Source organism: Micromonospora sp. R77, from assembly GCF_022747945.1.
Lineage (GTDB): Bacteria > Actinomycetota > Actinomycetes > Mycobacteriales > Micromonosporaceae > Micromonospora.
In genome coordinates this window covers 64,043-78,491 of the sequence record NZ_JALDST010000001.1, presented here as the reverse complement: position 1 = coordinate 78,491, position 14,449 = coordinate 64,043, and the positions used below count along the sequence as shown (strand labels likewise).

Sequence of the window (14,449 nt, the reverse complement as noted above, 5' to 3'; positions counted from 1 at the left end):
CCCGCCCCGCCCCCCTCGCCCTCGTGATCAAGAGCTTTGCGTCGGGATCCGGGTGGAAGGAGACGCAAACGGGTCAGTGGGAGGCGCGGGGGATGAGGGGGCAGGGGAGGAGTTCGGGGGTGGCGGGGAGGGTGCCGGCGACGAGGTGGTCGACGGCGCGGCGGCCCATCTCCCGGTAGGGGAGGGCGACGGTGGTCAGCGCCGGGCGGAGGTGGGCCGCGATCTCCTCGCGGTTGTCGAAGCCGACCACCGCCACGTCGGCCGGGATGCGCCGGCCGCGCTCGCGCAGCAGGTCGTACGCGCCCATCGCCATCCAGTCGTTCGCGCAGAACAGCGCGGTCGGCGGGTCGGGCAGGTCGAGCAGGTCGGCGGCGTGGGCGTAGCCGGACTCCTGCCACCAGTCGCCGACCCGGACCAGCCGCTCGTCGACCGCCAGCCCGGCGGCGGCGTGCGCGTCCCGCCAACCGGCCAGTCGGCCCGCCGAGGCCGGGTAGTCGGGTGGGCCGTTGACCAGCCCGATCCGGGTGTGACCCGCCTCGATCAGGGTGGCCGTGGCGAGCCGGCCGCCCTGTCGCTCGTCGGGCACCACGGCCGGCAGCCGGCCGTCGGCGTCGACGCAGTTGACCAGGACGGTCGGTGGCAACCCGGTCAGGTCGCCGGCGAGGGTCAGCGTGCGGTGGTGGTCGGTGGCGAGGATCAGGCCGGCCGCCTGCCAGCGGGTCATCGCGGCGGCGGTGGCCAGCATCGGCTCGCCCGCGCCGTCGGTGTCCACGATCAGCAACGTCCACCCGTGCCGGGCCGCCGCCTCCTGCGCGCCCTTGATGATCCCCACCGCGTACGGGGTGGTGGCGATGGCGCTGGTGACCAGGCCGAGCACGGTGCTGCGGCTGGAGCGCAGGCCCCGGGCCAGCTCGTTGGGGCGGAAGCCGAGCTGCTCGACGGCCGCCCAGACCTTGGCCCGGGTGGCGGGGGAGATGGCCACGTCGGTCACCCCGTTGACCACGAAGGAGACCGTCGTGCGGGACACCCCGGCCAGCCGGGCGACGTCCCGCTGGGACGGTCGGGCGGGGCGCTCGGCGGTCACCGGCCGAGCCTATCGGTCGCGGTCAGTGTCTTGACAGGGTACGGGGCGCGGAGTACTAACACGTGTTAACGATCGATGAACCGATCGTTTCGTCACTCTCCCCGACCGTCCCGGCCCGTGCCGGCACCCCAGCATCGGAGAGTTCCATGAGCCCAGCCCACCTGCCCCGCCGTACCCTCCTGCGGGCCCTCTGCCTCGGCGCCGCCGCCCTCCCGGCGGCGCTCACCGCGACCCCCGCGGCCGTCGCCGCCCCCGCCGTCACACCGGCCCCGGAAGCGACGGTGCCGGCCGCCGCCCGGCCCCGCCGACCCGTTCGCACCGCGCCCTCATCGGCGTCCTCTGAGCCCGCCCGACCTCGAAGGGGAGTCCCATGTCGACCGTCTACGACGTGACCACCTGGACCGTGCCCGGGAACCCGGGCGTCACCTGCTTCACCGACGTCGGTGCCGTGATCAACAGCATCATCGCCGACATCAAGGCCGGCCAGCCCAGCCAGTCGAGCAAGCCCGGCGCGGTGATCTATCTGCCGCCGGGCGACTATCCACTGCGTACCCGGGTCGACGTCGACGTCAGCTACCTGACCATCAAGGGCTCCGGGCACGGCTTCACCTCCTCCAGCATCCGCTACAACTCCGGCGACACGTCGAGCTGGTGGGAGATCTGGCCCGGCGGCAGCCGCATCCGGGTGGAGAACACCGACGGGAAGGCCGAGGCGTTCCGGGTGGCCCGCACCGGCAACCCTCGGCTGAGCGCGGTGGTCTTCGAGAACTTCTGCCTCGACGGGGTCAGCTTCACCCCGAACCAGAACTCCTACCGCAACGGCAAGGTCGGCATCCTGGTCGACACCGACAACGACGCCTTCCGGATCGAACGGATGGGCTTCGTCTATCTGGAGCGGGCCCTGGTGGTGCGCAACGCCGACGCGCTCAGCGTCAGCGACAACTTCATCGCCGAGTGCGGCAACTGCGTCGAGCTGATCGGCTCCGGTCAGGCGTCCAAGGTGACCGACAACCTGATCGGCGCCGGCTACGTCGGCTACTCGCTCTTCGCCGAGGGGCACGAGGGGCTGCTGGTCACCGCGAACAACATCTTCCCGCGCGGGAAGAGCGCCGTCCAGTTCAAGAACACCAACCGCTCGTCGATCACCGCGAACCGGCTGCACGGCTTCTATCCCGGCATGATCGTCTTCGAGGGGCTGAACAAGGAGAACCTGGTCAGCGGCAACCACCTGCGCCGCGAGGCCGAGCCGTGGGGACCCATGCAGCCGTACGGCAACGGCCGGGACGACCTGTTCGGGGTGATCCAGCTGCGCGGCGACAACAACCTGGTCACCGGCAACCTGATCGCCTGGTACGTCGACCCCGCGAAGATCGCCCCGGCCGGCGCGACGCCGACGATGATCCTGGTCGCCGGCGGCGCGGGCAACGTGATCGCCACCAACCACACGGTGGCCAACGTGGCGGTGAAGACGGTGGTGCTCGACGCCACCAGCACCGGCACCCGGGTGCTGGACAGCGGCACCGCCGCGCAGCTCCAGGCGTACACGACGAACTACGCCTTCCGGGCCACCCCGTGACGGCGGCGCGGACCCGGCGCGGGACGCTGCTCGCGCTGCTGGTCACCGTCCTGGCGCTGCTGCCCGGCGTGCCGGCGACCGCCGGAACGCCCGGCGACTACCCCGAGTTCCCCTACCCGAGCACCGGCTACGACGAGCCCGGGCGCGGCCAGTTCCACTTCAGCTCCCGGGCCGGCTGGATGAACGACGTCAACGCCCCGCTCTGGTACAACGGCGAGTACCACCTCTTCTACCAGCACAACCCGCACGGGCTGGGCTGGGACACCATGCACTGGGGACACACCACCAGCCCCGACCTGGTGCACTGGACGCAGAAGCCGATCGCCCTGGAGCCCGGCGTGCACCCCGGCGACCTCTGGTCCGGCGGCGGGGTCGTCGACACCGCCAACACCTCCGGGCTCAAGACCGGCACCGACGCCCCGATCGTGGTCTTCACCGGCACCAACGGAGTCAGCATCGCCTACAGCAACGACGGGGCGCGGACCTTCCAGAACTACGACGGCGGGCGCAAGGTCATCTCGATGCCGGCGAACAGCCGCGACCCGAAGGTCTTCTGGCACGCGGCCACCAACCGGTGGGTCATGGTGGTCTGGTCGGACAACGGCGGCAACGCAGCCCACTTCTACACCTCACCCAACCTGCGCGACTGGACCTTCCGCAGCCGCCACGCCGCGGACTGGCTGGTCGAGTGCCCGGACTTCTTCGCCCTGCCGCTCGACGGCACCGGCCCGACCAAGTGGGTGCTCACCGACGCCAGCGGCGAGTACGTCGTCGGCTCCTTCGACGGCGTCACCTTCACCCCCGACTCGGCCACCCCGCAGCGGATGGACCAGGGCGCCACCTTCGACAAGGGCACCTTCTACGCCGGCCTCACCTTCTCGAACCTGCCCGACAACCGGGTGGTGCAGCTGGTCTGGCAGCCCTCCAACCACGGCACGACCTGGACCGGGAACGCCTCCTTCCCGGTGCGGCTCGGACTGCGTACCTGGCCGGAGGGGGTCCGGCTGACCCGGACCCCGGTCGCCGAACTGGCCACCCTGCGCAGCGGCTCGCAGAGCTGGACCGACCGGACGGTGACCACCGATCCGATCACCGACCCGCTGGCCGGGGTCAGCGCCGACACCTACGAGATCGAGGCGGAGTTCGACCTGGCCGCCAGCACCGCCACCCGGTTCGGCTTCCGGCTGCACACCCGCGCCGACGGCACGTACGACCGGGCGGTCAGCTACGACCGGCTGGCGCAGACCCTCGACGGGGCGCCGCTGCCGGCCACCGGCGGCCGGGTGAAGCTGCACCTGCTGGTCGACCGGGGCCAGTTGGAGATCTTCGGCGGCGACGGGCGGCTCTCCTGGACCGACAACGTCACGTTCGACTCCGCCCCCGCCAGCCAGGGGGTGCGGCTGGTCGCCGAGGGCGGCGCGGTGAAGGTGGTCTCGCTGGCGCTGCACCGGATCGGCTCCACCTGGGGCCGGGGCGAGCCGACGCTGGAGAGCAACCTACCCGGCCCGTGGCAGGCGGTCGGCGGCTCCTGGACCGACGTCACCGGCGGCAAGCGCGGCGAGGCGACCGGGGACGGCTTCTATCTCAGCGCCGGCACCGGCGGCGACCTCGACTACGAGGCCGACGTGCGGCTGGAGACCGCAGCGGCCGCCGCCCTCACCTTCCGGGCCGGCCCCGACGGCAGCGGCTACTCGGTCAACGTCGACGCGGCGGGGCTGGTCAAGCTCTGGCGGCCCGGCCGGGACATCGCGGTGTACCCGACGCCGATCAGCCGGGGCCGGACGTACCACCTGAAGGTGAACGCCACGGGGTCGCGGATCCGGGTGTGGCTGGACCACGGCGCGACCCCGGTGATCGATGCGGTGGACGGCACGTACGCCACCGGCCGGCTCGGGGTGAACGTCTTCGCCGGGGCGGCCGTGGTGCAGAACGTCCGGCGCGACGCCGTCGGCTTCCGCACCAACCTGGACCAGCGGTGGAACCCGGTGGCCGGGGAGTGGACGGTCACCGCGGGCGGCCTGCGCGGCCGGCGGATGGACAACGGGTTCCGGCTCGCCGAGCGCACCGGCGGCGACTTCACCTACCAGGGCGACCTGCGGGTGCTCGCCGGCCGGGCCGCCGGGTTGACCTTCCGGGCCACCCCGGACGGCACCGGCCACTACACCGCCAACATCGACACCGACGGCCTGGTCAAGCTCTGGCGGCCCGGCCGGGACATCGCCACCTACCCGACGCCGATCGTGCCCGGGCGGACGTACCACCTGCGGGTGGTGGCCGCCGGTCCGCGCCTCCAGGTCTGGCTGGACGCCGGGGCGACGCCGGTGATCGACGTGCTGGACGGCACGTACGCCACCGGCCGGTTCGGGGTGAACGTCTTCGACGCGGTCGGCGAGTCTCAGGACGTGACGGTGAGCTGACCGACCTCGGCCCGGCCCGGCTCGGCGTGGGTCCCCGGCGCGGTCACGCCCGCCGCCGGGGATTCCGCCGGCCGGGCCGCCGGGAGCCGCTTCGCGGAGGCCGCCGGGTCACGCCGGAAGCGGCGGGCCAGCCGGGCGGTCACCTGACGGACGGTCACCGGCACGACCGAGAGGACGAGCTGCCCGCTGCGCCGGTCGACGGTCGCGGCCACCCCGTACAGCCGGAACCCGTGCCGCAGCAGGCGCGGGCGGCCGGCGGCCAGCCGGGGCGCGCGGACCGGCGCGCTGCCCCGGCCGTACGCGCCGGTGAGCTCCGCGCGGACCGGGTGCCGCTGCCCGGTCGCGGCGCTGGCGGCGAGGAGCCGCTGCACCGGGAAGTCGGTGCGGACGGTCCGGCCGGTGGGGTCGGTGGCGTCCAGCAGGGTGGTGCCGGCGAGGTGCCCGGCCACCAGCCGGACCGGTCCGCCGTCGACCGCGAAACCGGGGTACGGGCTGCGGGCGGTCACCGCCAGGGTGTCCCGGTCGGTCCAGTGCACCGCGACGGTGTCAAGCTTCGCCAGCCAGGCCGCCCGCACGTCGGTGACGTCGGCCCACCGGTCGGCCCCCGGATAGCCGGCGTGCCAGCGGTCACCGCGGACCACCGTCGGCGGGACACCGTGCTCGGCGTCCTGCGCGATCACGGCCAGCAGGTCGTCCACCCCGCCGGTGGTCACCGCGCCGAGCCGCAGCCGCGCCTCGATGTCGAGCCGGTCCCGCAGGGAGTCGGTGACGTGCCGCTCGACCAGCCGACGGACCGTCGCGTGCACCTGTTCCTGGGTGGGCCGGTCCAGCAGCCGGAAGTCGTCACCGACCAGGTTGGCCAGTTCCAGGCCGACGTGCCGGCGCAGCACCGCCTCGCGGCGCGGACCGGCCGGGATCAGGTCGGCGACGAACGCGAAGAGCCGCTCCACGCTGGCCAGCCGCGCCTCCACCCGGCTGTGGTACGTGATGTTGCGCGCGTTGAGCCGGCGTACCGCGTGGTAGTAGTCGTAGTCGGCCAGCACGGTGATCCGCCGCGCCCGGTAGCAGGCCTCCAGGGTGAACGGCTGGTCGCTGAGCACCGGCATGTCCTCGGGGAAACGCAGCCGGTGGGCGTCGACCAGGTCCCGGCGGAACAGTTTGGTGTTGGCGAGCGACCAGGGCAGCGCGGAGTCGAACAGGTCCACGTCGACGACGTTGCCGCCGGCGAAGACGTCGGCGAAGATGTGCCGGCCGTTGACCCCGACCACCTTGCCGAGCACCACGTCGGAGCCGTACCGGTCGGCGGCGGCGACGAGGCGTTCCAGGGCCTCCGGCCCGAGGTGGTCGTCGGAGCCGAGGAAGAAGACGTACCGGCCGGTGGCCAGCTCCAGACCCCGGTTGCAGGGCGCGGCGGGACCGCCCGAGTTGGCCTGGTGGACCACGGTCACCAGGCCCGGGTGCCGGGCGGCGAGCCGGTCCAGCAGCCGCCCGCCGCCGTCGGTGGAACCGTCATCGACGGCCACGATCTGCATCCGGTCGGGCCCGATGGTCTGCGCCAGCAGCGAGTCCAGGCAGGTGCGCAGGTAGGGCATGGTGTCGAAGACGGGGACGATGACGCTGACGTCGGGCGCGGTCATCGGAGCGCTCCTTCGGCGGGTTCGGGGACGGCGGTGCCGACGGTGCCGGGCGCGGCGGGCAGCAGCCGGCGGTAGACCTGCTCCAGCACCTCGGCCTGCGCCGGCCAGGTCCAGCCGGCCAGCAGGCCGGGCCGGTCGTACGCGGCCCGGTAGCGACCCGGGTCGGCCAGCACGGTGGTGACCGCGCGGACCAGGTCGTCGACGTCGTCGGCGGTGAACACCTCGCCCTGACCGGTCTCCCGGACGGCGGCGGCCATGGTGCGGACGTCGCTGACCACCACGGGCAGTCGGGCGTGGGCGTACTCGAAGAACTTGGTGATCAGGGCGATCTCGTGGTTGGGCCAGTGGTGGATCGGAATGACCCCGACGTCCGCGCCGGCCAGGAAGGGCACCACCTGCCAGTGCGGCACGTACGGCAGGACGTGCAGCCGGTCGGCCACCCCGAGCCGGTCGGCCCGCTCGGCGAGCTGCGCGACGTGGCGCAGCGCCGGGTTGACCACCAGCGCGAGATGGGCCCCGGGCAGCCGGGGCAACGCGTCGACCAGGGTGGCCAGGCCGCGCTGCGGGGCCGCCGCGCCGCTGTAGACCAGCAGCGGCACGTCGCCGGTCAGCCCGCACGCGGTGCGCAGGTCCGGCGGCGGCGCCGCACCGGCCGGGCGGTGCTCGACCGCCGGCGCGTTGAGCACCACCGCCGGCAGCTCCGGCAGCCGGTGCTCCCGGCGCAGCAGCTCGGCCAGATCGGCGGAGACGGTGACCACGGCGTCGGCGTACGGGGCGTACTCCGCTCGTGGGCGCGGTGGGCCGGCAGCCAGCGGGCGTGGTCGCGCCACGGTCGCAGGCCGGGCAGGAACTCGTGCGCGTCCCAGACCAGCGCGACCCGGCGGCCCGCGCCGCGGCCCGGATCTTGGCGCGGGCACCGACGCCGAGCATCCGGAAGTCGTGCGCGTGGATGAGGTCGGGGCGCAACCGGTCCAGCTCGGGGCCGTAGGCCAGCTCGTAGTCCCACAGGCCGGGCTCCAGCCGCCGCCACGCGCGGTCCCCCGCACCACCTGCCAGAACAGGGTGTACGCCCGGTCCCACGGGTTGCGGAACTTCCGGCCGCTGCGGACCCGGTGCATCATCTTCGTCCGCAGCCACACCCAGCGCTCCAGCAGCCGGGCGGCGGTCGACCGCACCCGCAACCGGCGCCGGGCCCGGCGCAGTCGGCGCCGTCCAGCGCACCCGCGCGGGCCCGCTGCTCCAGCAGCGCCGCCTCGACGGTCAGGTCGGCCTGCCAGCCGCGCACCTGGTGCGCCCGGTGCTCGGCGATCCCACCCGGCCGGTACGCCAGCGGCCACCGCAGCCAGGAGCGGCGGAACTCGTGCCGGCGGCGGTCCAGCGGGTCCGGCACCGGCAGCAGCCGTACCTCGGCGGCGCCGAGCCGCCACGTCACCTCCCCGCCGTGCGGGGACCGGCCGAGCAGGGTGACGTCCCAGCCCGCCTCGGCGGCGGACCGGGCGACCTTCTGCACCCGGGAGTCGCCCTCGACCCGGTTGTCGACGAGCATGACGACCCGGCCCCGTCGGGGCGTGGGCGTGCTGTCGTCCGGTGTCACCTGCTGCTCCTCGGCTGGTCGGCCGGCTGCTCCGGCGTGACACCAACCTCAACGAGGCAGGGGACGCGACGGCGACACCGACGTGACGCGCAGGCGACCGTCCGACGGCGGTTCGGTGGTGACCCGGGCCGTCAGCGCCGCGTGGGCTGCCCGCCGACCGGGTCGCCGCCGGTGGGGAGCGCTGGAGCAGCCCTCCCCACCGGCGACGGTGCTCAGCCGTCCGCGGCGGACAGCCGACGCCAGGCCAGCGCGGTGAGCACGGTCAACGCGGCGGCCGCCAGCCAGAACGGCGTCACGATGCTCCCGGTCGCCCGGGCCAGCAAACCGCCGACCGCCGTGCCGACGGCCGCCCCACCCAGGTCGGCGAGGGAGTAGACGCTGTTCACCCGGCCGCGCAGCCGGTCCGGCACGAGCCGCTGCCGCAACGACACCACCAGCACCCCCCACACCATGGCGTGCACCCCCCAGACGGCCATGGCCGCACCCGCCACCCAGGGCTGCCGGGTGGTGGCGAGGACGACCTGGAGTCCGACCTCGATCAGCAGGCCGGCCCGCAGCAGCGCCGCCGTGCCGAACCGGGCCCGCAGCCGGGGCGCCAGCCCGGTGCCGGCCAGCCCACCGAACGCCGACGCGGTGAGCAGCACGCCGTACCCAACCTCGGCGAGGCCGAGCCGCTGCCGGGCGTAGAGCACGAACGCGGCGAACGCCGCGCAGAACGCCACGTTCATCACCGCGATGCAGCCGGCGAGGGTCCGCAGCACGGGTATCCGCCACAGGGCGCGTACCCCGGCGGCGATGTCGGCCCGCAGCGAGCGTGGCGGGTCGACGGCGGCCGGCTCCGCCGCCGCCGGCGGCACCGGACGCCAGCGCAGCAGCGCCAGCAGCAGCGCGGCCAGCCCGAAGCTGGCCGCGTCGACGCCGAACGGCAGCGCGGCGGCGACCACGAAGAGGTACGCCCCGAGCGGCTTCGCCGCGAACTGGTTGCCCACCACGAAGGTGGCGAAGAGCCGGCTGTTGGCCTGCTCCAGCCGTTCCGGCGGCACCACCGAGGGCAGCAGTGCCCCGGCGGCGGTGTCGGCGAGGGTCTCCCCGACGCCGGTGAGGAAGAACGCCAGGCAGATCAGCGGCACCGTGACCAGCCCGGTGAGCACCGCGACGGCCAGCGCGGCCAGCACCAGGCCCCGGCCCAGGTTGACGCCGACGATCAGTCGACGGCGGTCGAGCCGGTCCACCAGTGCGCCGCTGACCAGCGCGAAGAGCAGCCAGGGCAGTTGCTGGGCCAGCACCGCCGCGGCGATCGCGGCCGGGTCCCGGGTGAGCGAGGCGACCAGGAGGGGCCCGGCCACCATGGTGACGCCGTCACCGAGGTTGGAGACCGCGCTGGCGGTCCAGAGACGGAGGAAGTCGGGGCCGAGCCGGCCCCGGGTGACGTCGGTGGTCATGCCGACCACCGCGCAGGGTGGTGACGTCCGGGCGCGACGGGGCGCCCGGACGGATGGTCCGGAAACACGAGGAACTCCCTCGGAAGCGATGTGGTGGCGTGGTCACGCCATGACGGAGGACCCGCGCGGAGGGCGGGTCACCTGATCGCTTCGCGAAGCGGGGCGAGGTCCGGGGGACGATCGGTGCGCCGGCAGGGGCGGCGCGGATCGGGTGGGGCCGGGCGGCCGGTCGGGCCGCCGGCTCGGGTCAGGACGCCGTGGTCCGCCGCGACGAAGCGAGCACCAGCACCGTGCCGAGAAGAGCCATCCCCATGATCGACCTCCTGTCGTCCGAGCCACCAGCCTAGGCCGCGGCTTCACGGTTCACACCTGCGGCACGGGCGAACGCGAGGATTTGTCTGGATACGTCGATGAGCTGCCGGGCCGGGAGAGGAGCCCGGCGCTCACGACGGATGAGTACGCCGGCTCAGGCACCCCGACACGTCGAGACGGCATGCTGATGGCCGTGGCTTCTCCGCACCCGATCAAGCTGGCAGCAGCTCTCCTCCTGACACTCGCCCTGACCGCGTGTGGGCCGGACGCCCCCACTCCGCAGGACACCACCAGTGAGGCCAACTCTGACGCCGTCAGGCAGGCGAGCTCACAGGCAGCCATCCAGCTCGACGAGATCCTTGATGGTTTCGCCGAGCGAACCCCCGCACTGCGGCCGGTCGCGACGTCGACCTCCGATACCTGTTTGGCCGGCGAAACGGACCCCCTGTGGCCGCACGACCCCTACCGACTCCGGTGCAGCCGGAGTGAGGGCAGGTACTTCACCGTGCGGGGAGAGCTGTCCGGTGTGCTGCGCCAGCTGGACGCCGCGGCGCAGCAAGCCGGGTTGATGACGGACAGCGGCGAGACGCTGCAGGATGTGGAGGCCAGCCTCGCGGCCAATGGCAGGCCCGGGGACGGGCGGCTCCTGTCGCCGCCGACGTGGACTTACCACGCGCCGGGTCACGACGGACGGATCTACGTCAGCTGGTCACAGGCGAATTTCTCCAGGCCCAGCCAACATCCGGTGGAGCGCCACTGGCCGATGGTCTTCCTGGACGACCACCCCGTCGACGTCGACGCCCTGTGGGAGGGGCCGCTGCGAGGGCAGCAGTACCTGATCTCGATCGCCTCGTCGGTGACGTACCACGAGGTTCCCTGGCCCTCCTGACGCTGACGAAGGCCCTGGGCCCCGGGGCCTGGTTAGACACCAAGATCCTTTCAGTCGGGCTGGACAGCGGCTGTCGGTGCGGCGAGAGTGTGCCGACGTGAGATACCTGCGTACCGCGGGCGCGGTCGGGATCCGCCGGCCCCGGCCCGCCGACGAGGCCGAGTTCGTCGCCGCCGCCCGGCGCAGCCGGGACCTGCACCACCCGTGGCTCACCGCCCCGGGCGATCCGGCCGCGTACGCCGCCTGGCTGCGCAAGATCCGCCGCCGGGACAGCGCCGGCTACCTGTTCTGCGACCGGGCCAGCGGGGAGATCGCCGGGTACGCCTCGATCAGCGGCATCGTCCTCGGCGCGCTGCGCGGCGGCTACCTGGGCTACGCGGCGTTCCGGCCGTACGCCGGCACCGGCCACGCCTCGACCGGCGTCGGCCTGGTGGTGGCGCACGCCTTCGAGGTGGTGGGGCTGCACCGGTTGGAGGCGAACATCCAGCCGGGCAACGAGCCGTCGCGGCGGCTGGCCCGGAAGCTGGGCTTCCGGCTGGAGGGGTTCTCCCCGGACTACCTGTTCATCGACGGGGCGTGGCGGGACCACGAACGCTGGGCGGTCACCGCCCCGGCGGCCGACTGAGACGTCGACCGCCGGGGACCCGGCTCAGCTGCCGGGGCGGGGGAAGGCGACGGGGCTGCGGTGCCCGTCCCGGTCCACCGCGCGGACGCCGAAGAAGACGTTGTCCTTGGACAGGTCGATCGTCGCCTCGGTGACGTCGCCGACCGCGATCACCCGCTGCCATTCGGCGGCCGTGGTCTCCCGCCACAGCACCTCGTAGCCGGCCAGGTCGGGCTCGTCCCCGCGCTGCCAGCGCAGCGTGGTGTCGTTGGTGAGGTCGGTGGTGACCACGACGACCCCCTTCGGGGTGCCCGGCGCCTGCGCCAACGACCAGAGCGCGGCGCCGTTCACCCGGGCCACCCGGGTGATGTAGTCGAAGTCGCAGAACTGCGGCAGGTCGCCGTACTGCACGCCGTCGATCACCCGGACGTCCTGGTGCTGGTGGGCGAAGTCCTCGTTCGGCTCGGTGAAGCGGCCGGCCGGCCAGCCCTGGCGCAGGAACGAGATGTGGTCGCTGCCGCGCAGGTAGCGGTCCCGGCGGTAGATCACCCGCACCCGCATCCCGGTGGCGCCGTTCTCGGCGACGTCGGCGACGAACCGGGCGAGCTGCCGGGACGGGGAGTCGTTCTCGCCGCCCACCGACTGGCGGACGCTCGCCTCGGCGGGGGTCTCCGCCGTCGGCACCCCCTCGGCGAAGAGCCGGACGGTCCGCGGGTCGCGGGTGCCGTCGTCGGCGGTGCTGCTGCCCACGATGTCGTTGCTGAACATGCCCTGCACGTCGACGCCGGCCGCCTTGAGCTGCCCGGCCAGGTACGTCGAGCCGTACAGGCCCTGCTCCTCGCCGGCCACGGCCGCGAAGACGACGGTGGCCTCGGTGGGCCGGGTCGCCATCACCCGGGCCAGCTCCATCAGCACCGCCACGCCGGACGCGTCGTCGTCGGCGCCGGGGGCGTCGCTCACCGCGTCCAGCACGTCGGTGGCCCGGGAGTCGTAGTGGCCGGTGACCACGTACACCCGGTCGGGGGAGGAGACGCCGCGCAGGGTCGCCACCACGTTGGTGATCCGGGTCGCGGTGGGGATCCGCGAGGCCGGCTGCTGGACGTACGACTGGAGTTCCACCGTCATCCGGCCGCCGGACGCGGCGGCGTACTCCGACAGGCGGGCGTGGATCCAGTCCCGGGCGGCGCCGATACCGCGCTGCGGGTCGTCCTGGCTGGAGAGGGTGTGCCGGGTGCCGAAGGCGACCAGCCGGCGGACGGTGGCCTCGATCCGGTCGGGGTCGACCTCGCGCAGCAGCGCGGCCAGCGCACGGCCGGGGGGTTGCGGGCGGACCGGCCGGCCGGGGCCGGGCGGCGGGCCGGGCTCGTGCGCCGCCGCCGGGGTGGCCAGTGGGGCGGCGACGGTGGCGGCGGTGGCCGCCGCGGACGCGGTGAGGAAGGTACGCCGGGTCGACCTCGTGGGTCGTTCCCCGGCGGTCTCGTGGGATCCCATCAGCGCATCCTCGTCCCATGTCGTGACGTTTGTCCATGTCTACGGCGGCTCGGCGGGCACGTTTGTCGGGCGTGTCGACGGGAACGGCAGCGGGCATGACGAAACCTCGTGTGGTGATCGTGGGGGCCGGGTTCGCCGGATACCACGCGGCGAAGACGTTGAGCCGGCTCGCCGGCAAGCGGGCCGAGATCGTCCTGCTGAACTCGACCGACTACTTCCTCTACCTGCCGCTGCTGCCCGAGGTCGCCGCCGGCGTGGTGGAGCCGACCCGCATCTCGGTGCCGCTGTCGGGCACCCTCGACGGCGTCCGGGTGGTGGTCGGCGAGGCCGACCGGGTCGACCTGCAGAACCGGTGGGTCGGCTACCGGCAGCAGGAGGGCGACCGGGGCCGGCTGGCGTACGACCGCCTCGTGCTCGCCGTCGGCAGCGTGAACAAGCTGCTGCCGATCCCCGGGGTGACCGAGTACGCGCACGGCTTCCGGGGCCTGCCCGAGGCGCTCTACCTGCACGACCACGTGGTGCGGCAGGTCGAGCTGGCCGAGCTGACCGACGACCCGGCCGAGCAGCGCGCCCGGACCACCTTCGTGGTGGTCGGCGCGGGCTACACCGGCACCGAGGTGGCCGCGCACGGCCAGCTCTTCACCGACCGGCTGGTCAAGCAGCGCCCGCACCTGAACGTCCGGCCGCGCTGGATGCTGCTCGACGTGGCGCCCCGGGTGCTGCCGGAACTCGACCCGCGGATGTCGGCCACCGCAGACCGGGTGCTGCGCCGGCGCGGCGTGGACGTGCGGATGGGCACCTCCGTCTCGGAGGCCACCCCCGACGGGGTGATGCTGACCGACGGTGAGTACGTGCCCACCTGCAGCCTGGTCTGGTGCGTCGGGGTACGCCCCGACCCGTTCGTCGCCGAGTTGGGCCTGCGCACCGAGAAGGGCCGGCTGGTGGTCGACGAGTACCTGACCGTCCCCGGTTTCCCCGAGGTGTACGCCTGCGGCGACGCTTCCGCCGTGCCCGACATCACCCGCCCCGGCCAGGTCTGCGCGATGACCGCGCAGCACGCGCAGCGGCAGGGCAAGCTCGTGGCGCACAACATCGCCGCCTCGTACGGGCAGGGCACCCGGAAGCCGTACAAGCACCACGACCTGGGCTGGGTGGTCGACCTCGGCGGGAAGGACGCCGCGGCGAACCCGCTGAAGGTGTCGCTGGCCGGCCTGCCGGCCAAGGCGGTCACCCGGGGCTATCACCTGCTCGCCATGCCGGGGAACCGGGCCCGGGTGGGGGCGGACTGGGTGCTGGACGCGGCCCTGCCCCGGCCCGCCGTGCAGCTCGGCCTGGTGCCGGGCACCGCCGTGCCGCTGGAGAGCGAGTCGCCCGAGGTGGTCCGCCGGGCCTGAGCAGGCCGG

9 protein-coding genes and 1 pseudogene are annotated in these 14,449 nt (G+C 73.9%); 5 read left to right on the top strand and 5 right to left on the bottom strand.

The features are described from left to right. Positions 1-73: 73 nt before the first annotated feature. A complete protein-coding gene (locus MRQ36_RS00330; protein ID WP_242791338.1) occupies positions 74-1,084 on the bottom strand; it encodes a LacI family DNA-binding transcriptional regulator in 1,011 nt (336 codons plus the stop codon). A gap of 370 nt (positions 1,085-1,454) precedes the next feature. On the opposite strand from MRQ36_RS00330, the gene MRQ36_RS00325 reads away from it, so the two are divergent. Both MRQ36_RS00325 and MRQ36_RS00320 read left to right on the top strand, forming a co-directional pair. Continuing rightward, a complete protein-coding gene (locus MRQ36_RS00325) occupies positions 1,455-2,660 on the top strand; it encodes a NosD domain-containing protein (RefSeq protein WP_242791337.1) in 1,206 nt (401 codons plus the stop codon). Beyond that, positions 2,657-5,077 carry a glycoside hydrolase family 32 protein gene (locus tag MRQ36_RS00320; RefSeq protein ID WP_242791336.1) on the top strand — a complete coding sequence of 807 codons (2,421 nt, stop codon included), beginning with the start codon at positions 2,657-2,659 and terminating at the stop codon, positions 5,075-5,077. The genes MRQ36_RS00325 and MRQ36_RS00320 overlap by 4 nt, the downstream gene beginning before the upstream one ends. On the opposite strand, the gene MRQ36_RS00315 is transcribed toward MRQ36_RS00320, so the two are convergent. The 3 genes and pseudogenes from MRQ36_RS00315 to MRQ36_RS00305 form a co-directional block, all read right to left on the bottom strand. Then, positions 5,056-6,714 (bottom strand): glycosyltransferase, encoded by a 1,659-nt coding sequence (locus tag MRQ36_RS00315; protein WP_242791335.1) that lies wholly within the window; start codon positions 6,712-6,714, stop codon positions 5,056-5,058. The two genes, MRQ36_RS00320 and MRQ36_RS00315, sit on opposite strands and share 22 nt — an antisense overlap. After that, a pseudogene (locus MRQ36_RS00310) lies at positions 6,711-8,260 on the bottom strand (glycosyltransferase family 4 protein). Before MRQ36_RS00310 ends, MRQ36_RS00315 begins: the two are co-directional and overlap by 4 nt. A 260-nt stretch (positions 8,261-8,520) precedes the next feature. After that, on the bottom strand, positions 8,521-9,750 hold the full coding sequence (locus MRQ36_RS00305) for an MFS transporter (protein ID WP_242791333.1): 1,230 nt from the start codon (positions 9,748-9,750) through the stop codon (positions 8,521-8,523). A gap of 493 nt (positions 9,751-10,243) precedes the next feature. Here MRQ36_RS00305 and MRQ36_RS00300 point away from each other — a divergent pair, with 493 nt between their 5' ends. After that, positions 10,244-10,951 carry a hypothetical protein gene (locus tag MRQ36_RS00300; protein ID WP_242791331.1) on the top strand — a complete coding sequence of 236 codons (708 nt, stop codon included), beginning with the start codon at positions 10,244-10,246 and terminating at the stop codon, positions 10,949-10,951. Between the two features lie 97 nt (positions 10,952-11,048). Next, positions 11,049-11,576, top strand: a complete 528-nt coding sequence (locus MRQ36_RS00295; RefSeq protein ID WP_242791329.1) for a GNAT family N-acetyltransferase — start codon at positions 11,049-11,051, stop codon at positions 11,574-11,576. 24 nt (positions 11,577-11,600) lie between these two features. On the opposite strand, the gene MRQ36_RS00290 is transcribed toward MRQ36_RS00295, so the two are convergent. Continuing rightward, positions 11,601-13,046, bottom strand: a complete 1,446-nt coding sequence (locus MRQ36_RS00290; RefSeq protein WP_242791326.1) for a M20/M25/M40 family metallo-hydrolase — start codon at positions 13,044-13,046, stop codon at positions 11,601-11,603. A gap of 95 nt (positions 13,047-13,141) precedes the next feature. Here MRQ36_RS00290 and MRQ36_RS00285 point away from each other — a divergent pair, with 95 nt between their 5' ends. Then, a complete protein-coding gene (locus MRQ36_RS00285; protein ID WP_242791324.1) occupies positions 13,142-14,440 on the top strand; it encodes an NAD(P)/FAD-dependent oxidoreductase in 1,299 nt (432 codons plus the stop codon). Positions 14,441-14,449 lie beyond the last annotated feature (9 nt).